The organism is Streptomyces sp. TAA486, assembly GCF_000426165.1.
In genome coordinates this window covers 206526-229289 of the sequence record NZ_KE384503.1, presented here as the reverse complement: position 1 = coordinate 229289, position 22764 = coordinate 206526, and the positions used below count along the sequence as shown (strand labels likewise).

Below are 22764 nucleotides of genomic sequence, written 5' to 3'. Positions count from 1 at the left end.
TCATGGTGGCCGGTGGTGCGGGCCTGGGTGGCGGGACTGGCGGTGCTGGCGGGCCTTATGGTCCCGCTCGCCGCGGCCTCGCCCGCCGCTGCGGACGGCGACCAGACGCGCGCTTACGTCGCCAACTTCACCAGCGACAACGTATCGGTGATCGACACCAGGACCAACACCGTCACCAAGACCATCGGAGTCGGCGATGGGCCGTTCAGCGTGGCCGTCACTCCGGACGGCCGTCGCGCCTACGTCACCAATTCCAACGGCGACAACGTGTCGGTGATCGACACGAAGACCAACACCGTCACCGCCACGATCCCCGTCGGCGACAGTCCCAGCGGCGTGGCCGTCACTCCGGACGGCCGTCGCGCCTACGTCACCAATTCCGGCAGCGACAACGTGTCGGTGATCAACACGAAGACCAACACCGTCGCCAAGACCGTCGCAGTCGGCGACGGGCCGTTCAGCATGGCCGTCACTCCGGACGGCCGTCGCGCCTACGTCAGCAACTTCAACGGCGACAACGTGTCGGTGATCGACACGAAGACCAACACCGTCGCCAAGACCGTCGCAGTCGGCGATGGGCCGTTCAGCGTGGCCGTCACTCCGGACGGCCGTCATGCCTACGTCGGCAACTTCAGCGGCGACACGCTGTCGGTGATCGACACGAAGACCAACACCGTCACCGCCACGATCCCCGTCGGCGACGAGCCCAACGGTGTGGCCGTCACCCCGGACGGTCGCCGCGTCTACGTCGCCAACCGGGGCGACGACAACGTGTCGGTGATCAAATCAAAGACCAACACCGTCACCACGATCATCCCCGTCGGCAACAGGCCCAGCGACGTGGCCATCACTCCGGATGGTCGCCGCGCCTACGTCGCCAACTTTTTCAGCGACAACGTGTCGGTGATCAACACGCACATCAAGGAAGTCACCAGGACCGTTCCCGTCGGAAACGGACCGTTCGGCGTGGCCGTCACCCCGCAACGGCCGCGTGGGTGACCACCCCTCCTCCGTGCACAGAAACCCCGGTGCCTTTGATCGCGCCGGGGTTCTGCGTGTCCCGCAGCCGGATGGGCCGGGTCTTCGCCTGGGCGCGCAAGAGGACGCCGACGACGTCGGGCCGGCGGCCCGGAATGGGCGCTCGCTCCGTTCGGCGGTAGGCCAGGTGAAGCCCCGATCGCCTGCGGTTACGCATGGATCGTCATCTCTTCATTCCGGCTGACCAGCGCTGCCCGCTGGGCGCCGGTGACGTGCCCATTCACTCTCCAGCGCTGAGGAAGGCATAGCCATGAAGATCACCTTGAGGTCCGGGGCCGTAGTCGCGGCGGTCGGTGTGGGACTGTCCCTTGCGGTACTGCCGGTCGGTCCGGCGGGCGCCGCCGACGGGAACGGTGTGGCGTGCAACGACATCCCCGCACTGAAGGCCGCGATCAACTTCGCCAACACCCACCCCAACACCGGCATCACCCTCGCACCCCACTGCACCTACACCCTGACCGCGCCCGACAACGCGGACGACGGGCTTCCGGAGATCACCGGGGACGTGACCATCACCGGCCGCGACACCACCATCCGCCGCGCCCCGAACGTCACGCAGAATTTCCGCGTCCTCCACGTCCTGAACGGCGGCAACCTCACCCTCAACTCACTCACCATCAGCGGCGGCCGGTCCGTCAGCGGCTCCGGTGGCGGCATCGCGAACAACGGCACCCTGAACGTGAACCGCACGACCATCAAGAGCAACCAAGCCAGCTCGGGTGGTGGCCTCTTCAGCAACGGGACGCTCAACCTCCGCCGCAGCACCGTCGAGCGCAACACCGCAGACACCTTCGGCGGCGGGATCTACAACGCAGGCGGCACGATGACGATGAACGGTGGTGCCCTGCTCAAGAACCGGGCAAGCACCGACAACGGCGGCGGTCTGGAGAACATCGGAGGTACCGCGTCGTTGAACCACGTCTCGGTCAAGGGCAACACCGCCATCCGGGGCGGCGGAATCCGGCAGACGACCGGCGCCACCCTGCGCCTCGAAGAAAGCACAGTCAGCGACAACATTGCCGTGGCGGGCGGCGGCATCTCGAACCTCGGCACGGCGGCCACGCTGGTGCGAAGCCTGGTCACTCACAACACCGCCATCACCATGGGCGGCGGCATCGACAACCAGATCCCCAGTCAGGTCACGCTCACCGCCAGCAGGGTCATCCGCAACACCCCGGACAACTGCACGCCCGCGGGCAGCGTCCCCGGATGCACCAACCCCGCCGGCACCATCGCGCCGCCGAGCTCGCCGGTACCCCCGCCCGCCCAGGGCACCGGAGGGCACAAGCGAGTCTCCTGACGCACACACGTGGCAGCGAACCCCGGTCAACTCCGGCACGGGCGGGGGAGTTTGGCTCGTAGCGAGTGCGGGTGAATGATGACGAAGGGCGGGACCACTCACTGGTCCCGCCCTTCGTCATCTCTTCGCCCACCGTCATCAGCCGGCGCTTCCCTCGCCGCGAGGAACCGTCGCACCGTTGCGGAACAGGGAGTTTGACACAGCACTTTCATCGTTTATCGTCGATTAACGATGAAACATTTTCAGCCCCTTGACCGCGCCACCGCCCGGGAGTACGCCTCCTGGTTCAAGGTGCTGGCCGACGCGACCCGGATCCAGATCGTCTCGCTGCTGGCCCGCCATGGGCAGCCGATGAGCGTCGGCGCGATCGTCGACGCCGTGAATGTGGGGCAGTCCACCGTCTCGGCGCACCTGAAGCGGCTCGCCGAGGTCGGCTTCGTCCTCGTCGAGAACGTCGGTACCGCGAGCCACTACCGCATCAACGAGGAATGCGTGACCTGCTTCCCCTCCGCGGCCGACGTCGTCATGGGACATCCCGCACCTGCGCAGTCCTCCCCGGGGCACGAGTGAGGAGCAATCGTCATGCCCGGTCCACAGCAGCCGTCCACGGCCGCCGAGAACCGCCTGGAGGAAGTAACCAGCCGCTACGGAGCCCTCGCTCGCGCCGCCGCATCTGGAGAGCGGATCGTCGACTGCGGTGAGGAAGCCTTCGATGAAGGGTGCTTCGGCGCTGCCGGATACGCGCAGACCGCGGACCTGCCCGAAGGCGCTGTCAGGGCCAGCCTCGGCTGCGGCAACCCCGTCGCTGTTGCCCCGCTGGCTCCCGGCGACACGGTCCTGGACTTGGGCTCCGGCGGCGGCATCGACGTACTGCTCTCGGCACGCCGCGTCGCACCCGACGGCAAGGCCTACGGCCTCGATGCCACAGCCGGGATGGTCTCCCTCGCCCGCAGCAACGCACACGAGGCGGGCGTGGAGAACGTGGAGTTCCTGCACGGCAGGATCGAGGAAATCCCGCTGCCGGAAGCGCAGGTGGACGCGGTCATCTCCAACTGCGTCATCAACCTGTCCGCCGACAAGCCCCAAGTGCTCGCCGAGGCCTACCGCGTGCTCAGGCCCGGCGGTCACTTCGGCGTCAGCGACGTACTCGCTCACCCCGGACTGACACCTGCTCAGCGCGTGGAGGCCGAGCGGGTCACCGGCTGCGCCACCACGCTCACAGCCGAGGAGTACAGGGAGCTGCTCCTGGCCGCCGGCTTCACCCACATCGACATCACACCGACCACGGACGCGGGAGTGGGTGTGTATTCGGCGATCGTGAAGGCGCGCAAGCCCGCCGCCCCCGAAGGTGTCGTCCTGCGGCGCATGCGTCCCCGGGATGCCGACGCGGTGCTGGCGCTTTATCAGGTGGGAATCGATGAGGGGGACGCGACGTTCGAGGTCGCTGCCCCCTCCTGGGAGGCATTCGACGCGGCGAAGCTGCCCCTGCACCGCTACGTGGCCGTCGGTGACGCGACAGGCGAGACGCTGGGTTGGGCCGCGGTCGCCCCGACTTCACCACGGCAGGTGTACGCAGGAGTGGTCGAGCACTCGGTCTACGTGCGTCCCACTGCACGGGGTCGTGGCATCGCACGTGCACTGCTGGACGCGCTGGTCGCCTCGACCGAGACTGCGGGTATCTGGACCGTCCAGTCCGGCATCTTCCCCGAGAACACCGCCAGCCTGGCCCTCCACCGCAGCGCCGGCTTCCGCGTCATCGGCACCCGCGAACGCGTCGGCCGGCACCACGGCACATGGCGCGACGTCGTCCTCGTCGAACGCCGAAGCCCCGCAATCGACTGAGCGGGGCCTGACGTGCGGAGGACCCAGGTCAGTTCTTCTGAGTCTGTGGAGTCAGCGCGTGGACGGCGAACTTCCGGCGCCAGGCCAGCGATACGTACACCAAAGCCACCAGGACCGGTACCTCGATCAGCGGACCGACGACGCCGGAGAGGGCCTGGCCGGAGGTGACGCCGAAGGTGGCGATGGCCACGGCGATGGCGAGTTCGAAGTTGTTGCCCGCGGCGGTGAAGGCCAGGGTCGCGGTGCGGTCGTAGGGAATGCCGAGGCCCTTGCCGAGCGCGAACGTGCCGAACCACATCAGCGCGAAGTACGCCAGCAACGGCAGCGCGATGCGGGCGACGTCCAGCGGCTGCGAGGTGATCGTCTTCCCCTGCAGGGCGAAGAGGATGACGATGGTGAACAGCAGCCCGTACAGGGCGAACGGGCCGATCTTCGGCAGGAACCGGTTCTCGTAGGACTCGCGGCCCAGCTTCTTCTCGCCGAGGCGGCGGGTGAGGAACCCGGCGAGCAGCGGGATGCCGAGGAAGATGACGACGTTCCAGGCGATCTTCCACATGGAGATGTCCAGCTGCTCTGCGCCTGCGAGGCCGAGCCAGCCGGGCAGCAGGTCGAGGTAGAGCCAGCCGAGCAGGCCGAAGGCCAGGACCTGGAAGAAGGAGTTGAGTGCGACGAGGACGGCCGCAGCCTCGCGGTCGCCGCAGGCCAGGTCGTTCCAGATGATGACCATCGCGATGCAGCGCGCGAGGCCGACGATGATCAGGCCGGTGCGGTACTCGGGCAGGTCCGGGAGGAAGATCCAGGCCAGTGCGAACATCACAGCCGGTCCCAGGATCCAGTTGATGACCAGCGAGGAGACCATGAGCTTCCGGTCGCCGGTGACCGCGTCCAGCTTGTCGTAGCGGACCTTGGCCAGCACCGGATACATCATGATCAGCAGCCCGACGGCGATGGGCAGCGAGATGCCGCCGATCTCCACCTTGCTCAGGGCGTCGTCCAGTCCGGGGACCATGCGCCCCAGCCCCAGGCCCAGGCCCATCGCGAGGAGGATCCACACCGCGAGGAAGCGGTCCAGCGTGGACAGTCCGGCAACGACCCCGGATTCAGGCTCCGGGGTCGTTGCGGTGGTCGGTTCGGTGCGGGTCACGGACAGGCCCTCTTCTTGTCGGTTGCAGCAGTGGCACGGGCGGCGGCAGCCAGGTTCGAGAAGGAGCCGGCCACCGCCTCGATGACGTCGGGCCGGAGCTTGTAGTACGTGAAGCGGCCGCATGGCTCGGTGTCCACGACCCCGGCGTCCCGCAGCACCTTGAGGTGGTTGGAGAGGTTGGTCTGACGGGCACCGGTCTCTTCCACCAGGTGCGTCGTGCAGAGGGTCTCGTGGGCCAGCAGGGTCACGATCCGAAGCCTGAGGGGGTCCGCCAGAACCCGGATCAGGTCAGTGTCGACTGACGTCATCATGGGCTGATACTCTCACATCAGTCAGTGCTGACACCAGCGTCCGCTGATTCGTGGAATCTCACGAAGGGGGTCCGATGACCGCCTCGCTCTCCCCGCTCCTGCCCGATGAACGTCTCGCCTCAAGTGCTGCCCGCCTGGCCGCACGTCACCAGGGCACCTGCTCGGTCGAGACGGTGCAGCGTCTGCTCGCGGACTCCTACACCCGGCTCGCCGCACAGGCCCGCGTCCGGAACCACTTGATCGTGCTCGCCGAGCGCCTCGCCACGGAGCGACTCGACGCACTCGCCGACATCGCGAAGGCACCCCCGACGCGGCCCCTTCGAGTGCTGTTCGTCTGCAGCGGCAACGCCGGTCGTTCCCAGATGGCAGCGGCACTCCTGGCAGCACGGGCAGACGGCGGCGTCGTCGTCTCCTCAGCCGGCACCACCCCGTCCCTCGACGTGCAGACCGAGGTGACCCAGGTCCTCCTCGAGGCCGGCATCGACCTCGGCGACACCTACCCCAAGCCGCTGACGGACGAAGTGATCAATGCAGCCGACATCGTCATCACCATGGGCTGCGGCGACGCTTGCCCCGTCATCGAGGGCCACCGCTACCTGGACTGGCCCGTTCCCGATCCCGACGGAGCCCCGCTCGCTGTCGTGCGTCGCATCCGGGACGACATCGACGCCCACGTCAGCGAGTTGCTCAACTCTCTACCCGCAACCGCTTGAACTCCCTAGGACGAGAACTGATGCCCACTCCCACCGCGTCCGTGCTGTTCGTCTGCGTGCACAACGCCGGACGCTCCCAGATGGCAGCCGGCTTCCTCTCCCACCTCGCAGGTGAGCAGGTCGAAGTCCGCTCTGCCGGCTCCTTGCCCGCCGAACACGTCAACCCTGCCGCCGTTGACGCCATGAAAGAGGTGGGCATCGACATCTCCGACAGCACACCCAAGGTGCTGACCACCGACGCGGTACAGGCCTCCGACTACGTCATCACCATGGGCTGCGGAGACGCCTGCCCGGTCTTCCCCGGCAAGAAGTACCTGGACTGGGAACTCGATGACCCCGCCGGCAAAGGCATCGAAGCCGTCCGGCCCATTAGGGACCAGATCAGGACCCGCATCGAGTCACTCATTGCCGAGATCCACCTTGAGGGCAGCTCGGGCCGACAGTGACCCCTCGGATCGTCAGTTGGCTTGCTGGAATGCTCGCCCTGCCTGCAGGCCGAGAATGGCGCGATGCTTTCTCCGGGTGCGTGAGTTCCTTCACTCGGGCACATCCGCTTGCCGGGGCATCGCGGACGTGGAACGGCAGGGACTTAACACATGTGTGGGGGCTCATGACCGGCCGGGGAGCCGGTCGTGATCGCTCGCGTACGTGGCGAAGACCTCCGTCGGGGTACCACCCGCGTGGAGGAAGCGCTCATCCAAGGTGACCGCCAGATCGTCCAGAGCGTGGCCCAGGACGGCGGCGGCCATTCGTACATCCTCCCGGTCACTCGCCAGCCCTCGCCTGGCGAGGGCCTCGCTGTAGCCGATCATGGCCGCCAGTGACAGGTCTTCGTCGCCGTCGTAGAAGTAGTAGGCCTCGGCGTATTGAGTGAAGTCGACCCGGATACGCGCGACTTCAGCGGCGAGGCTCTCCAGGAGAATCGCACTCGCGGAGCTTTGCAGCTGCTGTGGCGACGGCTTGACTCGACGCAGTATGGCCAGTCGCAGTGCCAGGCTCCGTCTGCGGGTGAGAGCGGGGTAGATCTCCAGTACCCAGGAGACGGCCGCCGTGAGCAAGGCGAAACCGACCAGCGCTTCCAACGGTGCGACGACCCGTAGCCAGCCCGCATTCGGTGCGATGTCTCCCAGGCCCAATGTGGTCACCGTGGCAAGGGACAGGTAGAGAGAATCGAGAATGCCGGTGTGTTCGCCCGGCTCCAGACCCGCCGCGAAGGTGAACTCCTCCGGCATGTGGGGCAGATAGACGAGTGCCCACCCCAGGGCGATGGTGAATGCCCACATGGCGACCACGGTCACCAGCGCGAGTGGTCCGACGAGTTCGGCCACACGTCTGCGGGCGGGGAAAGAGTGGGAGAGCCGCCACAACGCGGTCATGACGACACGGCTGACTCCCCCTCTGCGTGTCGGATGCCAGAGCGTATGGAACAGGTCGCGCAGGGCCGTCAGGATGAGGGCGACTCCGGTCAGCGAGATCAACCAACCCATGCCGTTTCTCCCACCTGGGGCCTACGTGGAGTGTTCGCCGAGCCCCGGCCGCGAGGATCGCTCAGTGCGCTGCCGAGCGGGCGGGTACGTGGACGGGCCGCCTGCCGATCATGACACGGTCCAGGTCTCGGTCCCGGCCTCATCGTGACGTCGTACCCAGGTCGTGCCGCTCGGCGAGGCGTACGGGTTCGGACGTGCTTTGCCGGTCTGGGTCACGTGGCCAGAGCCGAGGGGAGGAAGAGCGCGGTGGTGGCGACGCCTGCGGCGACGGCCAGGACTGCATAGGCGAACCAGCGACGGATGGTTGTTCCGGGGAGGCGGGGGGCGAGGCGGGCGGCGGCGAGGGAGACGGCCAAGGATGTGCCGGCGAAGAGCAGCAGCACGGTGCAGTCCATGCTCGTCAGGGCTCTCGCGTGCGCGGCGAGCCCGGACGCGGAGTTGATGAAGACCACTGCCAGGGACGTGGCAACTGCCTGCTGGGGACCCAGACCCAGCAGGAGGCTGAGAGCGGGAACGATGATGAAGCCGCCGCCGACGCCGAACAGTCCGGTCAGCAGGCCGACGCCGAGGCCGGCGAGGAGCGACTTGGGAAGGCAGCTGCGCCAGTTGATGCCCCCGTCGTGGGTGCGGCAGGCGCCGACGGGTTCGTCAGAGCCACGCAACATCCGGACCGCCACCACAGTCATGAGTACAGCGAACGCGACGAACAGCCAGCGTTGCGGCAGTAGGCGGCCCAGCGCGGCACCTGCGAACGTGGCGGGGATTCCGGCGGCGCCGAAGACACCGGCGATACGCCATTGGACGTCGCGGCGTCGCTCTTGCGGCATCACGCCGCCGAGTGAGGAGACTGCCACCACAGCGAGGGAGGCGGGGATGGCCGCTTGCAGTGGCTGCCCGACGCCGTAGACGAATGCGGGCACCGCCAGAATCGACCCGCCGGCGCCGAGCAGACCGAGTGCCAGTCCGATGACGGCACCGAAGAGCGCGGCGAGGATACTGATCACCTCTGTCAGTGAACGAGAGCACGGATGCGAGACCCTTCGGGTGGGTTTCGCCGGGGGTGCGGGGGCGCCTGTGTGTGAGGCCGGGACGGTTCACACCGTCCCGGCCTTGAGGCTGTGACGCCCTAGCTCTTCGCCATGGAGATGCCCGCCGGCTCAGCGGCGTCGAAGGCGTCGTCGACGATGACCGCCGCGTGGCCCGCTTGCTCCAGCACCGATGCGGCAGCGGTGGCCCGGTATCCGCTTCCGCAGTGCACCCAGACGGTGCCGTCGGGAATCTCGGCCAGCCGGTCCTTGAGTTCGTACAGCGGGATGTGGACAGCGCCCTCCACGTGTGCGGAGCGGAACTCGTTGTGAGTGCGCACATCCAGCACCACACCTGCCTCCGGCAGGCCGTCGAGGCCGCCCTGCTGGACCGCGGCCAGGTCTTCGAAGGTGGCCCTGGGAGTCTCGCGCAGTTGCGCAGAATCGACGGCGAGATCGGCGGGCTGACCGGTAGCGGCGCCGGCGAGTGCGTCGATGCCGATACGGGCGAGTTCTCGCTGTGCTTCCGCGACCTGTTCGCTGGTTTCGCCCACGAGGGTCACAGGCGCGCCCCAGTCGATCATCCAGCCCAGCCAGGTGACCATGGGGCCGTCGAGGCCGAGGCTGACGATGCCTGCGAGGTGGGAGGCGGCGTAGGCCTTGCGGTTGCGCAGATCGATCACCCAATCGCCCGCGCTCAGACGCCGTGACAGCTCCTCCCGGGACGCCGTGGCCGGAGGCCGCAGGTCCAAGGGCTCGGGCCCGCCCGCATTCCTCACGCCCATGTGTGCGTAGTAGGCGGGGTAGGCGTCCAGACCGGACAGGGTCTGCTCGACGAACTCGTCCTCCGCCAGCGTCAGAGCCGGGTTCACCCGGCGCTGCTCACCGATGTCCGCGGTGTATCCGGAAGCCGGACTCGCCGAGCAGAAGCTGCCGAACCCGTGGGTCGGCCAGATGCGGGCGCCTTCGGGGAGGGCCCGGGCGAGCTTGTGGACAGAGGCGTGCTGGCGCCGCGCGAGTTCCCGGCTGTGCTCGGGGCCCAGCAGATCTGTGCGCCCAGTGGTGCCCAGCAGCAGCGAGCCTCCGGTGAACGCACCGACCGGTCCGGCTCCGCCTTCCAGCACGTACGAGAGGTGGTGGAACGTGTGTCCAGGAGTGGCGATCACGCGCACACGCATGCGACCCGACAGCTCGAGAACGTCGCCTTCCCGAAGGGGGCGGTGCGCGAAGGGCGCCTGGTCGGCTTCTGCAACGCCGTATTCGGCACCGGTCAGTCGCGCCAGTTCAAGACCGCCGGAGACGTAGTCGTTGTGCACGTGCGTCTCCAGAACCGCGCCGATCCGCACTCCCAGACGCCCGGCCTCCGCGATCACCCGGTCGACGTCCCGCTGCGGGTCGATCACCACGGCCACAGTGCCGTCGCCGGCCAGGTAGCTGCGGTCACCGAGAGAGGAGGTCGCCACGGTCGACACCGTCAGACCGCCCGCCAGGGATTCCGCAGCATGTGGCGTCGCTGTGTCAGTCACCGCGTTCCTCCTTCGATCGTGCGGCCGGAGTCGATCCACGCGGTCGTTCCGCCTGCGACGGAAAAGGCGGGAACTCCTGCCTCCTCGAGCGCGCGGACAGCTTCGGCGCTGCGGCGGCCGGTCTGACACACCACGTGCGCTCCTTCGGGCGCTGAAGCAGCGGGAGCGGCCAGCAGGTCCTCCAGCGGCACGTTCACCGCACCCGGCACATGGCCTGTCGCGTACTCCTCGGGCGAGCGGACATCGATCACCCGCACGGGGCCGGCTTCTCGTGTCGCTTCGAGCTCCTCGACGGTCACTTCGTGCACCGTGCGGGCCATACAGCGAGCCTCCTCCACTGAGCGAATCAGTCTTCGGTGAGCGCAAGCCGCAGCCGCAATCCCGGCAGGCGGAACTGCCTGACGGCTTCCTCATCGGAGGACAATACCCCCCCGGGTATTTATTCCACGAGGGGGTGTGGGAGATGGGCATGCTGAAGTCGCTACGCGCAGGACGGAGTCGTGGGCTCAGTGGGACGGAAAGGAGCGATACGCGAGAGCCGGCGCTCAGGCCAAGGACAAGAACAGCTTTTCCAGCCGCGCACGAAGCCTGTCCCGGTCCTCTGCCTGCTGCGGCTCTTCCGTCAGGCAGTGCTGGAGCCCGGTGGCGATGATCGAGAAGCCGGCCCGGTCAAGGGCGCGGGAGACCGCAGCAAGCTGAGTGACGACGTCCTCGCAGTCCCGTCCCTCTTCGATCATCTTGATGACGCCGGCGAGCTGCCCCTGGGCCCGTCGCAGACGGTTGAGTGCCGACTTGAGTTCGCCGGCGGCCATGTTCAGCTCCACTACGCCTCCTCGTTGATACCCCTAGGGGTATTGTACGCTCGTCGGGGAATACCGGTCGGACCATCGCGAAAGGACTCCGACGCCCACCACCGCAGCCCTGGAACCCGCTGAGGCAGCATCACGCGCAGGCGACTACGCGGTGATCGATGTGCGAACCCCCGGCGAGTATGCCTGCGGCCACCTGCCCGGTGCCCACAACATCCCCCTTGCCCATCTCTCCTCCGCCGTGCCCGCACTGCAGCAAGTCGCCAACAGGACACAGCCGTCCGAGCTCCGTGCCACCCTGAACGCCCTCACGCGGCAGCGACGTGGGTCCGCGTCACCGCCAACCGTCGTGGTCGACGGTGAGCCGGAGGAAGTGGGCCGAACACGAGATGCACGGGTCGTGGTTGCGTACGACGCGTTCACAGAGATGGGCCAACTCGGCGTCGGTGGCCGGTCCTTCACGCAGACGAGCCGCTGCCGCGGCATGCAGGTCCGCCTCGATCGCGCCCTGGTTCTGTGACGTGGGAGGGATCAGGGAAGCGTGGGTGACCGTACCGTCGCCGTCCAGCGTGTAGCGGTGGTAGAGGAGTCCACGGGGCGCCTCCGTGGCTCCGCTCCCGGTGGCCGGGCGGGGCGCCACCTCGACGTACGGCCTGGGCGGGGGCTCGTACGCGTCGACGAGGCGTAGCGCTTCAGTCACCGCGTACAGCACCTCGACGGCGCGGACGACGATGCTGCGGTAGGGATTACGGCACACCACACCGTTTCGCGGATCCCCGAGCCCGGCCTCCTGTGCCGCCTTGCGCACCTCGGGCGGCAGCCAGCGTCCGCTCACCGCGTACCGGGCTAGGGAGCCGGTGAGATAGCGGCGTCCGTCGAGGCGGGCGTGGAGTGCGGTGGAGTGCGGCACCTGGTGCTCGACCACGTGCTCTCCGAAGGAGCTGGCGGGGAAGGAGCGGGTGGGCAGCGGCTGGGTGCTGTCGGCGGGCAGTCCTGCGCTGCTCGGGGCGGGCATCACCGTGGGAGTGCCGGTCTCGATGGCGTACGTGCCGGGCTCGGCCAGCGCGAGCAGGTCGTGGTCGCACCCGGCGTCCGGGAAGTCGAAGCGCGAGACCCAGTGCAGGGTTGCCGCCGCATCGTCGAGAGCACGTCGCAGCTGCTGTGCGAGAGGCTGCAGCTCCCCCACGGAGGGCACGCGGTAGAAGCCGCCGAGTCGGGTGTTCACGGGGTGGATGGCACGGCCGCCGAGCAGTTCCATGATCGAGTTCCCGGCCTGTTTCAGGCGCAGCCCGCGCTCGACGTCCTCCCGTGCCACTCCGGCCAGCTCCACGACGTTGTCGACGCCGAAGAAGTCCGGGGCGTGCAGCAGGTAGATGTGCATGGTCTGGCTCTCGATCCATTCACCGCAGTACAGCAGGCGTCGCAGGGCGGTGAGTTGGCCGTCCACGACGGTCCCGCAGGCGTCTTCCACTGCCCGGCAGGCACTCATCTGGTAGGCGACGGGACAGATGCCGCACACCCGTGAGGTGAGGTCAGGGGGTTCGGTGTACGAGCGGCCGCGCAGGAAGGCCTCGAAGAAGCGGGGCGGTTCGAAGATGTCGAGCTGTACGTCGGCGACTCGTCCTCCGCGCAACAGCAGCCGCACCGAGCCTTCGCCCTCCACGCGTGCCAGGGCGCCGAGCTGGATCTCCCTGCGTACGCCCGGTTCCTGCGCGGTCACCCTTCCGACTCCATGCGCGAAGCAGTGTCGAACCGGGGGGCCGCGGTGTTGAAGGTTCGCAGCACGCGCACCACGTCGAGGGTGTCCATGCCGTCGCGGTGCAACAACGGGACGAAGGCGTCAAAGTTCGTGGAGTACGACGGTCCGAAGCAGCCGTAGCATCCGCGCCCGTACGTCGGACACAGCGCGCCGCACCCGGCGTGGGTCACCGGGCCGAGACACGGCGTCCCGTGGGCCACGGTCACGCATACGTTGCCGCGCCGCTTGCACTCGAAGCAGACGCTGTGGGCGGGTACGTCCGGGGTGCGGCCGGCCAGGAACGCGGTGATGACCTCGAGCAGCTGCCCGCGGTCGATGGGGCATCCCTGGAGTTCCAGGTCCACGGGGACGTGGGAGCTGATGGGCGTGGATGTGGCGAGGGTGGCGATGTAGTCGGGGTGTGCGTAGACGGCGGCGCGGAACTCGGCCACGTCCGCGTAGTTGCGGAGGGCCTGCACGCCGCCCGCGGTCGCGCAGGCCCCGATGGTCACAAGGCGTCGGGAGATGCTCCGTACGTGCTGGATCCGTTCGGCGTCCTCGCGGGTGGTGACCGAGCCTTCGACCAGGGACAGGTCGTACGGACCGGAGCCGGCGTCGCTGGACGCCTCCAGAAAGTAGGCGATCTTCACTTTGCCGGCGATGTCGAGCAGCTCGTCCTCGCAGTCGAGCAGGGTCAGCTGGCAGCCGTCGCAGGAGGCGAACTTCCATACGGCCAGTCGCGGACGGCTGTCGTCCTGCTGCGGCTCGATCGTCGTCGTCATGTCACAACTCCCGGACGGCCAGGAGGGGTTCGGCGGTCGCCCAGGAGACGACGGGGCCGTCGCGGCACAGCAGGAGCGGGCCGAGCTGGCAGTGGCCGCAGTGTCCCGTTCCGCAGTGCATGGTGCGCTCCAGGGAGACGTGCACGCGGTCCGCCGGGACCCCGTAGGAGGTCAGCTCCCGTGCGACGGCCCGCATCATCACCTCGGGCCCGCAGAGGAAGGCCACTGTGCCCGACGGGGCGAAGGAAGCCCGCGGCAGCAGGTTCGTCACCACGCCGACGTCGCCTTGCCATCCTTCGTCCGGGCGGTCAACGGTGACGTGCACCCCGACCCCGGCCGCCCGCCAGGCCTCGGCCTCAGGCACGTAGAGCAGGTCCACCGGCGTGCGTGCTCCGATGAGCACGGCCACCCGCCCATACCGGTGCGGCTCAGCGAGAATCGCCATGATCAGCGGGCGCAGCGGTGCAAGCCCGATTCCACCGGCGATCAGGACCACGTCGCGTCCGGCGGCGGCCATCAGGTCCCAGCCCGTGCCGAAGGGGCCGCGCACCCCCACGGCCGAACCGGGTGAGGTCTCCTTCAGTGCCCGTGAGACCGCGCCCACTGCCCGCACGGTGTGACTCAGCCGGTGTCCGTCCAGGCGGCTCACCGACAGGGGGATGTCGCCGACCGGGAAGCCGTAGACCATCGCGAACTGGCCGGGATGGAACGACGGAAGCGCTTCACGCAGCGGTTCCAGGGTGAGGGTCGCAGCGTCCGGGGTTTCCCGGGCGCGGCTGACCACCCGGTACGGAAGGGGTGCGGCGGCGGCCGGTGCCGTTCCGGCGCCCGGGAGCGGCATCACCATGCCCGCTCGCTCGACTCGTGCCCGGCTGGCTGCCCCGCGGGCGGGCCGTACAGGTCGAGCAGACGCGTCCGCGCCGCCCGGAGCCGCCGGCCGATCACCTGGTCGCCGATACACCGGAACAGAGCCAGACCCGCAGCGGGATCGTCCTCCATCGCGGCCCGCACCCGTGCCGCTTCGAACTCGTAAGCATGCACCGCGCTACGCGTGGACGCTCCCAGGTGCCAGCGGTAGGGCTCGAACAGCCAGGACCAGCCGAGGAGTTCACCCTTTCCGAGTGTCTCGACCACGACCGCGCCGCGGCCGGGAACGTGCACGTCGAGGGCGACGCTTCCGCTACGGATGATCCAGAACCGGTCGGCGACGTCGCCCTCGTCGAACAGCGCAGTGCCCGCCGCGAACATCACCTCGTGTCCGAAGCCCAGCAACCAGCCCCGGTGAACAGCGGGCAGGGCGTCGAGGAAACCGCCCGGCGCGACGGTCATCGCTCTTCCTCCGGGACTGGCCGGGCCTCGCGCTCCTGATGGAGAGCGTGGACCTCCTCGGTGATGTCGATGCCTGTCGGGCACCAGACGATGCACCGGCCGCAGCCCACGCACCCCGAACTGCCGAACTGGTCATGCCAGGTACCGATCTTGTGGGTGAGCCACTGCCGGTAGCGGCTGCCTGCGGAGCCTCTCACCGGTCCCGAGGGAAGATGCGTGAACTCGATGTCGTAGCAGGACTCCCAGCGCCGCCACCTCTCGACATGATCGCCGGTGAGGTCGGTGACGTCCTCTGCCGTGGTGCAGAAGCACGTCGGGCAGACCATGGTGCAGTTGCCGCAGGTCAGACAGCGAGCCGTGACATCGTTCCAGCGCTCCGCGTCCAGGGTGTCCCGCATCAGCACGCGCAGGTCGACCGTCGGCATGGAGCGCCCCATGTTCTCCGCTGCCTCGGCCACCAGCGTCCGGGCGGCGGCGCTCGTGTCCGAATCCGCCGTGCGAGAGGGCAGTTCGGCCAGCACCTCCTCGCCCTCAGGACTGCCGGCCCGGGCCAGGAAGCGGTGACCGTCTGCGTCGACGACTTCGGTCAGCGCAAGGTCGTACCCAGGGCCGGTGGCCGGGCCGGTTCCCATCGAGGTGCAGAAGCACGTCGCACCCGGCTCCGTGCACTCCACGACCACCAGGAAGGCGCGGCGGCGGCGTGCCCGGTAGCGGCTGTCGGCGCGCGGGCCGCCGGTGAGGACGCGATCCTGGATGGCGATCGCCCTCAGGTCACAGGGACGGACGCCGAGGAAGGCGTAGGACGGCTGCGGTCCGGTCTCCTCCGCGACCACCCACTCACCGTCCGGCCCACGGTCGGCCTGCCATTCCCGCTCCCGCTGGGGGTGCAGGAACTTCTTCCACGACTGAGGTCCGGCGCTGTGTGAGAAGGCGGCTTCGTCCTCCCGGCGCTTCAGTCGATAGCGGCCGGCTTCGAGTTCGACGCCCCACCCGAACGGCAGTTCGGCACCGTCCGCGATCTCCTCCAGCACGATGGCGCCGTCACGTACAACCGGTCCGATGACGGTCCGTCCGCTCCGTGACAGCACAGCGATCAGTGCGTCCAGCCCTTCCTTCTCGATGACCGCAGCAGCCTGCGGGCTGTCCGTCACCGCCGGTCCGCTGTCTGCCACGCCGCCGCCTCCCAGCACCTCACCGTCATTGCGGTCAGTATGAAGTCAGCCACGGAACGTGACCCGGGCCGGGCGACCGCCGTGGTCCGGACAGCCCCGGGTTTTGCCCCGTACGAGATCCGAATCAGCGGACCAGGACACTCGGCGCCGCCTGGCCCCCGGACGAAGGATGCGGACATGGAACAGCGGACCGTGTCACCGGATGCCGTCGTCATCGGGATCGGATGTCCATACCGGCGCGACGACGGGGTGGGGCCGGCCGTTCTGGACCGCCTGGCGGCCATGTGGGCCGGGGACCGCCGGTTCTCCGACTTCCCTGCCCTGGTCACCTGCGACGGAGACGTGACCCGGTTGATCGGGATCTGGGAGCGCGCCGCTTCGGCGGTCGTGGTGGACGCCGCGCAGAGCGTGGGACTGGGACGTCCGGGCACCGTGCGCCGATTCGACCTTGCCGACACGGAGCTTCAGCACGGACCTCTGCCCGCCAGCTCGCACGGCCTGGGCCTCGCGGAAGCGGTGGCGCTGGCCCACGCGCTGGGCCGGCTGCCCGCCAGGCTTGTCGTCTACACCGTCGAGGCCGCCGACACGGGTGTGGGAAACGGACTGTCGCCCGATGTGGCGGCCGCGGTGGACGAGGCGGCCGGCCGCGTCGCCGCCGAGATCGCCCGGAACGACTTTGCGGCAGGCAGTGCCGGCGATCCCTCCATCGACAGGAGGGTTCGCGGGGCTGCGGGACAGCAGACATCTGCCTGAGGCCTCGATGCCGTGCCGCATCATCCGTTCGTATCCCCGGGAGGGGAGCGCAGCCGGCAACCGGGGCCTGGACGCTGTCGTCATCGAACGGCCTCGGCAAACCGCTCGGCGGGAGGCTTCCGCGTGGTCCGTACGCCTTTCACGACAGCACGGCCGTACCAGGCGTTGTCTCGGACCGGCCCGTCAGGTGGCTTCGTACCTTGACCACGCCGTCCACGCTCTGACACAGGCGCTCCACGACGGGAACGAGGTGGACCGGAGCCACTTCCCCGCGCAGCGTCACGCAGCCGTCCCGCACCTCGACGGCGAGTTGTCTGGCGGCCAGGCCGAGGGTCCGTTCCAGTACGTCGCGGGTGATCTCATCGAGGACGGCCTCGTCGCTGCGCAGGAAGACGCGAACCAGATCCGTACGGCTGAGGATCCCGACGAGGCGGTCGGCCTCGTTCACGACAGGCAGTCTCTTGACCTGCTTGTCCGCCATCACGCGCGCTGCCTCCACGACGTTCCACTCGGGGCGGGCGACGACGGGAGGGCTCGTCATGAGCTCGTCGGCTCTGCTCGCCTCGCTGGGGGCCCGGCTGCCAGGCCGGGGTTCCCGGGAGGGCATCAGCCCTGAGGGGTCGGGTTGCCCGGCCTGCTTTCCCAGCAGGTCGGCCTCGGAGACGACACCGACCGGGTGTTCGTCGTCGTCGACCACGGGGAGAGCTGTGATGTCGTGCTCGGCCAGGATCTCGGCGATCTTCTTGAATCCGGTATCGCGGTGGACGCGCACCACGGCGCGGGTCATCAGATCGTGGACGGTCCGGTGTTGCATCAGCCGTCTCCCTCGCGTTGCCCGGCAGCGCTGCTGGTTCTCCCCTCACCATCCGCTGCGCGCGCTGAGGTCGCCACAGGAGCGCCGTGCGTCGGGCCTGGCGCCCCTGTGGGTGTCCCGCTCGTGCGCAGGTTGGGGCTGGCCGCAGCAGGTGTCATCCAAGATCGAACCGTACGTCCACGACACCTTCGACCGAACGGATGAGCCGCGCCGCGACCGGTACGAGGGATGAGTCGGCCAGTACCCCGGTGACCGTGACCACCCCCTTCTCCACCTGGACGCGTAGTCGGGAAGTGTCGCCCGGCAGCGTGTCGATCACCTCGCGCCTGATCTCCCCGGTGATGTCTTCGTCCGTCCGCAGGAAGACCTTCAGCAGATCGACCCGGCTGACGATGCCGGCCAGCCTCCCCTCCCCGTCCACCACCGGGAGGCGCTTCACACGCCTTCGCGCCATGATGCGGGCGGCCTCCCTGAGCGGGGCGTCCTCGTGGACGCACACAGCCGGCGTGGTCATCAAGTCACCTGCGGTCCGCGCGCCTGCCTTGCGCAGCTGATCCATGCGTTCGGGAGGTTCGTTCAGGTGCGGGACGTCGTCGCGGTACTCCTCCTTGACCAGCAGGTCGGCTTCCGAGACGACGCCGATGACGCGTCCGTCGGCCTCAAGCACCGGTACGGCGCTGACGAGCCATTCCTGCATGTTCTGGGTGATGTCCTTGAAGGTCGCCTGCCGGTCGACTGCCAGGACGGTCCGCGTCATGACGTCGCCGACATCGTGCAGTGAGGTTCCTGGCGGGAGGTCCTGCTGATGGGCGCGGCAGGTCTGCGCGCTGAAGGCCACGGCACGGCTGCCGGTCTCGCGTGTCATATCGGCTCCTTCTCCGAGCGCAGCCGGGCGGCGATGTCGGCGCCCCAGGCACGTACCTGCTGCTGGTTCCGGAAGTCACCGCCCATCTCCTCCTTGAGCATCTGGCCCGCCAGCATTCCGCTGGCACCGTCCGTGAGCCGGCCACCGAATGTGCGGTGCTCCTCGGCCCCGAGTCTCTTGGCAAGGCGTGCGACCTGGGGCGGAGCCGGGAGCTCGCCTTCCGTTGCGGAAGTGTCGAGTGGACCGCTGCTGAAGAGCCACACGGGCACTCGATCGAGTCGATGCCGGTGGTGATGGGCGAATCTGCTCGCACCGCGGCGCCAGCGGCCGATGTAGACGGCGGAGCCCAGCACGACGGCGTCGTAGCGGGTGACGTCCTGAACCTCCTCGGTGGCCGCGACATCCGCGAGCAGACCCTGGTCACGCAGAGCCTCACCGATCCAGGAGGCGATTTCGGCGGTGGAGCGGTTCTTGCTGCTGTACGTGACCAGTACGCGGAGTGCAGACATCGCGACGTCCCTTACGTATAAATCACCCTAAATATCCAGCTTCTCAAGATCCGGGGTGTGCCGCATGGGTGAACCGCTCCCGGTCCCCAAGCGAGCACGGTACGGAACCGGGAGGTCTTTCGGGCCACTGGTGCTCTTCGGCCCGGCCTCCCGACTCCACGCAGGCGTCACCAACCTCATGGCCTCCTACAGCTAGTCGTGGGGCACGACTGCGACGGGGCATGGTGCTTGGTGAAGCACGGCGTGGCTGATCAGCCCGAGTTCGAGGCCGACCCTTCCGTGGCGTCCGTGTGCTCCCACCACCAGCAGATCTGCCTGTGCGGCTGCCTGTACGAGTACGTGCTGAGGCGGCCCTTCCACGGACTCCTGACGCACGGCCACCTCGCGGTACCGGGACATCTCCTCCTGCAGCAGCCCTGTGACCTGCTTGTCGACCTCACTGACGATCGCTTCACCGCTCGGGCTGTCGGCGTCCACATCGTTGGGGAGTCGCCAAGCGTGGACGGCGTGGAGGCCGCAACCTCGCGCTGCCGCCTCCCTGAACGCGAAGGAGACCGCCGGCGAACCGACCGAGTCGTCCACGCCCAGCATCACGGTGCCCCGATCCTCAGAAACGTCGGAGTCCGGACCGCGTACCACGACAGTGGGGCAGACTGCCCGGCCGGCGACGCCCAGACTCACCGAACCGAGAAGGGCACCCGACAGCGCTCCGTGTCCGCGGGTTCCGACCGCCACGACCGCGGCCGAGCGGCTCTCCCATACGAGCGCTTCGACGGCGTCCATGACCCGTGTCTCCCCGGTCACCTTGATGTCCCGCTGGCGTAGTGCCGCGCGACGCTCACCCGTGGCCACGATGTTCTCGGCCAGGACGCGAGCGGAGGGACGATCCAGGCCGACACTGGCAAAGTTCTCGTACCGCTCCCACCGGGTGGCGTGCACGATGTGCAGGGCCCATCCATGCAGCGCTGCCTCGTCTGCCGCCCAGTCCACGGCTCGCCAACCGGGATCCGACCCGTCCACACCGACCACGACGCGCTGCTCCACCCGTCCTCACCCTCTCGGTCACGGTCGCAGGCCGGGACGGCCACTGGGGCGTGGCCGGAATTTGCAGTTCCAGGAGAGCACTCCCGTGGGCCCTTCGCCATGCGAGTGCGGGGGCTCAGCTGCCGACGTTCTCGTTCCGTGCCACGACGACGGGGCACTGCGCGTGGTGCAGCAACGCCTGGCTGACGGATCCGAGCAGCATGCCGGCGAACCCGCCCCTTCCCCGCGCACCCAGCACCATCAGCCGCGCGTCCCTGCTGACATCGATGAGCTCCTGACGGGTACGGCCATGCAACGTGCGACGCTCCACCGATACGTCCGGATACTTCTCGCGCATTCCGGACAGTGCTTCCGCCAGCAGGGCCTGCTCCTCGTTCTCCAGCTCACCGGGTCTCTTGGCGTAGGCCAGAGACTTGTCCGGCGGAGGTGTGGGGGGCACGGAGAACTCCGACCAGACGTGGGCGGCGATGAGATCCGTTTCGCCGAGCGAGGCTTCGGCGAACGCGAACGCGATCGCCGAAGAGTTCTCGGGAGAGCCGTCGACAGCCACCACGACCGGACCTGAACGGTTGGGCGTACCGCGGTGAACGAGGACCGGACATTGTGCGTGAGCTGCCAGGTGCAATGCGACGGACCCCAGCAACAGCCCGGTGAACCTGCCCAGCCCCCTGCTGCCGACGGCGACCAGTGACGCGGAGCGCGACAGATCGACCAGCACTCGAAGCACTTCGCCGGCCATGACGGCGCTGCTGACCTCGATACCGGGTGCGGCGGCCCGAGCACGCGACTCGGCCTCGGCCAGGTAGCCCTCCGCCTCCTCTTGCAGCGCATCTCTCACTGCTACGCACGCTTCTGCGCCCGCGGCCGGAAGAGGAGGCAAGGTCAACACATGCACGATGTGCAGCCCGACTCCGTGCAGGGCCGCTTCCTCCGAGGCTTGTTCCACGGCTGAGAAACCAGAAGGGGAACCGTCGACACCGGCGACCACAGCGTTGCTCAGTTCCACCACGGCTCCTCTCGGGCCTTGAGCGTCCCTGCCGCCGGCCTCTCTTCGGCCCGCACGTGTAGCTGCGGGTCGCTGTGCCTCGTGCATTCCTTGCGCGCTGCAGAAGCCGAGGGAATCGGTCCGCTGTCCACGGTGTGGGTCGCTGTGAGGGTGTGCAACCGGGAGGATTCTTCACGCGGAGCAGGCGCCTACGGCGGCGACGGCAAGCGCGGCCCGGCCACACGGGGCAGGTCGACCGGGGTCTCGGCCCTGCCCCTGATCGGTCGGGGTCTCAGGCTCGAGAGGTGGCGGACGGTTCCCGATCTTGTCCTGGAGGCCACCTTGCCGTGCTGTCGTGGACGCGATCATGACATCCGTGCCCGGACCGTCATGATCGCGTCACTCGTACGGGCTGGGCCGTTGGTCCCGCATTCCCGGTCTTCGGACTCAAGACCACCGGAACGACCACGCAGCATGCTGGCAATGGAAGGCACTGCGCGGAGCCGAGGAGAGAATGATGTCGGCATCGGTCACCTCGGGGCTGGACGGTACCCCTGCAAGTCGCGCCGCTGCGGAATGGGCGGCGAGCGAAGCCTCGAACCGGAAGGTCCCGCTGCACTTGGTCCGGGTGGAGGATGAGGACTCGATGAGTCTTGATCTTCATGAGGCCATGCGGTGGTCCCATGCGATCACTGAGGAAGCCGCTCAAGACCTCGCACGCAGATTCCCGGAGCTCTCCACAGCGGGAAGGGTGGTTGCGGGCAGCCCCTCCGACGTGCTCTGCGACATCTCGAGGAAGACCGACCTCCTGGTGCTGGGGTCGCGAGGCCTCAGCAGTCTGGCCGGGTTCGTGGTGGGCTCCACGGCGTTGGCCACAGTGGCTCACGCCACCTGCCCGGTCGTCCTGATCCGGGCACCCGCGGGAGAGGCAGAAGGTGAGGACAGCACGACGGGAGGTCCCTCGCCTGTGCCGGCGCGACCAGTGGTCGTCGGCCTCGACCTCGGCCGTCCTTGCGATGAGCTCCTCGAGTTCGCCTTCGAGGCCGCCGGCCGTCATGCCGTGCCCCTGCGCGTCTTCCATGCCTGGCAGCTGCCGCCGGTCTTCGGAGCGGCCCCGACGTATCCAGTCGGCATGGAAACGACGGATGAGCTGCAGTACCAGACGAACATGGAACTCACAGACGCCCTACGCCCTTGGCATGACAAGTTCCCCGAGGTCCCCCTGAGCCACCGAGCTGTCCTGTGCCGACCCTCCGACTTGCTCATCGACGCCGCATCCGAAGCGTCGCTGCTGGTCGTAGGACGGCGCATCCGTCACGCGAGGGCGGGTACTCACCTGGGTCACGTCGCCCATGCAGCCATACATCACGTGAGGACTCCGCTCGCGGTCGTCGCCCACCGGTAGGTCGTTCACGGAGTACGCCTGTCGGCCAGGACCACGTCCGGGCCTGGCGGGCACGGCCCCTGATGCGGGAACCCTCAGGCGGGCCGTCACTCCGGAGAACTTTTGCAGCTTGCGCTGCGGATCGTCGGGTAAGCGGCAGCCAGACCGCCGATGAGCGCACGCGCCGAAGGAGA

At 68.4% G+C, this 22764-nt stretch carries 25 protein-coding genes and 2 pseudogenes; 10 read left to right on the top strand and 17 right to left on the bottom strand.

Annotated features, from left to right (window positions below; genetic code table 11):
* The first annotated feature begins 15 nt into the window (after nt 1–15).
* The 5 genes and pseudogenes from I004_RS36810 (at nt 16) to I004_RS40585 (ending at nt 4180) form a co-directional block, all read left to right on the top strand.
* Nucleotides 16–999, top strand: coding sequence for a YVTN family beta-propeller repeat protein (locus I004_RS36810; protein ID WP_486580566.1), 984 nt, complete (start codon nt 16–18; stop codon nt 997–999).
* Between the two features lie 289 nt (nt 1000–1288).
* Nucleotides 1289–2338, top strand: a complete 1050-nt coding sequence (locus I004_RS36805) for a hypothetical protein (RefSeq protein WP_028438311.1) — start codon at nt 1289–1291, stop codon at nt 2336–2338.
* Nucleotides 2339–2569: 231 nt separating this feature from the next.
* On the top strand, nt 2570–2908 hold the full coding sequence (locus I004_RS0128805) for a metalloregulator ArsR/SmtB family transcription factor (protein ID WP_028438310.1): 339 nt from the start codon (nt 2570–2572) through the stop codon (nt 2906–2908).
* Nucleotides 2909–2920: 12 nt separating this feature from the next.
* Nucleotides 2921–3592 (top strand): annotated as a pseudogene (locus I004_RS40590) (methyltransferase domain-containing protein); the annotation flags it as partial.
* A 111-nt stretch (nt 3593–3703) separates the two neighbouring features.
* Complete coding sequence (locus I004_RS40585) at nt 3704–4180, top strand: GNAT family N-acetyltransferase (protein ID WP_037978364.1); 477 nt, start codon at nt 3704–3706, stop codon at nt 4178–4180.
* Nucleotides 4181–4208: 28 nt separating this feature from the next.
* Here the strand turns inward: I004_RS40585 and arsB are convergent, their stop codons facing one another.
* Both arsB and I004_RS0128785 read right to left on the bottom strand, forming a co-directional pair.
* On the bottom strand, nt 4209–5324 hold the full coding sequence (gene arsB / locus I004_RS0128790; RefSeq protein ID WP_028438309.1) for an ACR3 family arsenite efflux transporter: 1116 nt from the start codon (nt 5322–5324) through the stop codon (nt 4209–4211).
* On the bottom strand, nt 5321–5635 hold the full coding sequence (locus I004_RS0128785) for a metalloregulator ArsR/SmtB family transcription factor (protein ID WP_028438308.1): 315 nt from the start codon (nt 5633–5635) through the stop codon (nt 5321–5323). The genes arsB and I004_RS0128785 overlap by 4 nt, the downstream gene beginning before the upstream one ends.
* 74 nt (nt 5636–5709) lie before the next feature.
* On the opposite strand from I004_RS0128785, the gene I004_RS0128780 reads away from it, so the two are divergent.
* Nucleotides 5710–6348, top strand: a complete 639-nt coding sequence (locus I004_RS0128780) for a low molecular weight phosphatase family protein (protein ID WP_028438307.1) — start codon at nt 5710–5712, stop codon at nt 6346–6348.
* Between the two features lie 20 nt (nt 6349–6368).
* Complete coding sequence (locus I004_RS0128775; protein ID WP_028438306.1) at nt 6369–6794, top strand: arsenate reductase ArsC; 426 nt, start codon at nt 6369–6371, stop codon at nt 6792–6794.
* A gap of 162 nt (nt 6795–6956) precedes the next feature.
* Here I004_RS0128775 and I004_RS0128770 read toward each other — a convergent pair whose 3' ends face one another.
* The 5 genes from I004_RS0128770 to I004_RS0128750 all read right to left on the bottom strand — a co-directional run bounded on the left by I004_RS0128770 (nt 6957) and on the right by I004_RS0128750 (nt 11210).
* A complete protein-coding gene (locus I004_RS0128770) occupies nt 6957–7835 on the bottom strand; it encodes a potassium channel family protein (RefSeq protein ID WP_028438305.1) in 879 nt (292 codons plus the stop codon).
* Between the two features lie 212 nt (nt 7836–8047).
* A complete protein-coding gene (locus I004_RS0128765; protein WP_199779481.1) occupies nt 8048–8839 on the bottom strand; it encodes a sulfite exporter TauE/SafE family protein in 792 nt (263 codons plus the stop codon).
* 122 nt (nt 8840–8961) lie between these two features.
* Nucleotides 8962–10386 (bottom strand): MBL fold metallo-hydrolase, encoded by a 1425-nt coding sequence (locus I004_RS0128760; protein WP_028438303.1) that lies wholly within the window; start codon nt 10384–10386, stop codon nt 8962–8964.
* Entirely contained in the window at nt 10383–10706 is a 324-nt protein-coding gene (locus tag I004_RS0128755; RefSeq protein ID WP_028438302.1) for a rhodanese-like domain-containing protein, read from the bottom strand. Before I004_RS0128755 ends, I004_RS0128760 begins: the two co-directional genes overlap by 4 nt.
* A gap of 225 nt (nt 10707–10931) precedes the next feature.
* The gene (locus I004_RS0128750) at nt 10932–11210 is read right to left on the bottom strand and encodes a metal-sensitive transcriptional regulator (RefSeq protein ID WP_028438301.1); all 279 of its coding nucleotides are present in this window, start codon (nt 11208–11210) and stop codon (nt 10932–10934) included.
* Nucleotides 11211–11307: 97 nt separating this feature from the next.
* On the opposite strand from I004_RS0128750, the pseudogene I004_RS38690 reads away from it, so the two are divergent.
* Nucleotides 11308–11439 (top strand): annotated as a pseudogene (locus I004_RS38690) (rhodanese-like domain-containing protein); the annotation flags it as partial.
* Between the two features lie 90 nt (nt 11440–11529).
* On the opposite strand, the gene I004_RS0128745 reads toward I004_RS38690, so the two are convergent.
* From I004_RS0128745 to I004_RS0128725, 5 genes are read right to left on the bottom strand one after another with little or no spacing between them, the layout of a single operon-like run.
* Entirely contained in the window at nt 11530–12915 is a 1386-nt protein-coding gene (locus I004_RS0128745) for a nickel-dependent hydrogenase large subunit (protein WP_028438300.1), read from the bottom strand.
* Entirely contained in the window at nt 12912–13715 is an 804-nt protein-coding gene (locus I004_RS36795) for an NADH-quinone oxidoreductase subunit B family protein (RefSeq protein ID WP_037978224.1), read from the bottom strand. Before I004_RS36795 ends, I004_RS0128745 begins: the two co-directional genes overlap by 4 nt.
* 1 nt (nt 13716) lies before the next feature.
* Entirely contained in the window at nt 13717–14562 is an 846-nt protein-coding gene (locus I004_RS0128735; RefSeq protein WP_486580561.1) for an FAD/NAD(P)-binding protein, read from the bottom strand.
* Complete coding sequence (locus tag I004_RS0128730; protein ID WP_028438298.1) at nt 14556–15044, bottom strand: cyclic nucleotide-binding domain-containing protein; 489 nt, start codon at nt 15042–15044, stop codon at nt 14556–14558. The genes I004_RS0128735 and I004_RS0128730 overlap by 7 nt, the downstream gene beginning before the upstream one ends.
* Nucleotides 15041–16216 carry a 4Fe-4S dicluster domain-containing protein gene (locus I004_RS0128725; RefSeq protein ID WP_037978359.1) on the bottom strand — a complete coding sequence of 392 codons (1176 nt, stop codon included), beginning with the start codon at nt 16214–16216 and terminating at the stop codon, nt 15041–15043. The genes I004_RS0128730 and I004_RS0128725 overlap by 4 nt, the downstream gene beginning before the upstream one ends.
* Before the next feature lie 177 nt (nt 16217–16393).
* Between I004_RS0128725 and I004_RS36790 the strand changes: the two genes are divergently transcribed.
* Nucleotides 16394–16969 carry a hydrogenase maturation protease gene (locus I004_RS36790; RefSeq protein ID WP_051345560.1) on the top strand — a complete coding sequence of 192 codons (576 nt, stop codon included), beginning with the start codon at nt 16394–16396 and terminating at the stop codon, nt 16967–16969.
* A 139-nt stretch (nt 16970–17108) separates the two neighbouring features.
* Here I004_RS36790 and I004_RS0128715 read toward each other — a convergent pair whose 3' ends face one another.
* The 5 genes from I004_RS0128715 to I004_RS0128695 all read right to left on the bottom strand — a co-directional run bounded on the left by I004_RS0128715 (nt 17109) and on the right by I004_RS0128695 (nt 21189).
* Nucleotides 17109–17783 (bottom strand): CBS domain-containing protein, encoded by a 675-nt coding sequence (locus I004_RS0128715; RefSeq protein ID WP_028438296.1) that lies wholly within the window; start codon nt 17781–17783, stop codon nt 17109–17111.
* A 154-nt stretch (nt 17784–17937) separates the two neighbouring features.
* Nucleotides 17938–18540, bottom strand: coding sequence for a CBS domain-containing protein (locus tag I004_RS0128710; RefSeq protein WP_028438295.1), 603 nt, complete (start codon nt 18538–18540; stop codon nt 17938–17940).
* A gap of 104 nt (nt 18541–18644) precedes the next feature.
* The gene (locus I004_RS0128705; protein WP_028438294.1) at nt 18645–19157 is read right to left on the bottom strand and encodes a flavodoxin domain-containing protein; all 513 of its coding nucleotides are present in this window, start codon (nt 19155–19157) and stop codon (nt 18645–18647) included.
* 192 nt (nt 19158–19349) lie between these two features.
* Nucleotides 19350–20201, bottom strand: coding sequence for a universal stress protein (locus I004_RS0128700; protein ID WP_028438293.1), 852 nt, complete (start codon nt 20199–20201; stop codon nt 19350–19352).
* A 115-nt stretch (nt 20202–20316) separates the two neighbouring features.
* Nucleotides 20317–21189 (bottom strand): universal stress protein, encoded by an 873-nt coding sequence (locus I004_RS0128695; RefSeq protein ID WP_486580642.1) that lies wholly within the window; start codon nt 21187–21189, stop codon nt 20317–20319.
* A gap of 511 nt (nt 21190–21700) precedes the next feature.
* Between I004_RS0128695 and I004_RS0128690 the strand changes: the two genes are divergently transcribed.
* Nucleotides 21701–22591: a universal stress protein gene (locus tag I004_RS0128690; protein WP_051345559.1), complete on the top strand. Its 891-nt coding sequence runs from the start codon at nt 21701–21703 to the stop codon at nt 22589–22591.
* Nucleotides 22592–22764 lie beyond the last annotated feature (173 nt).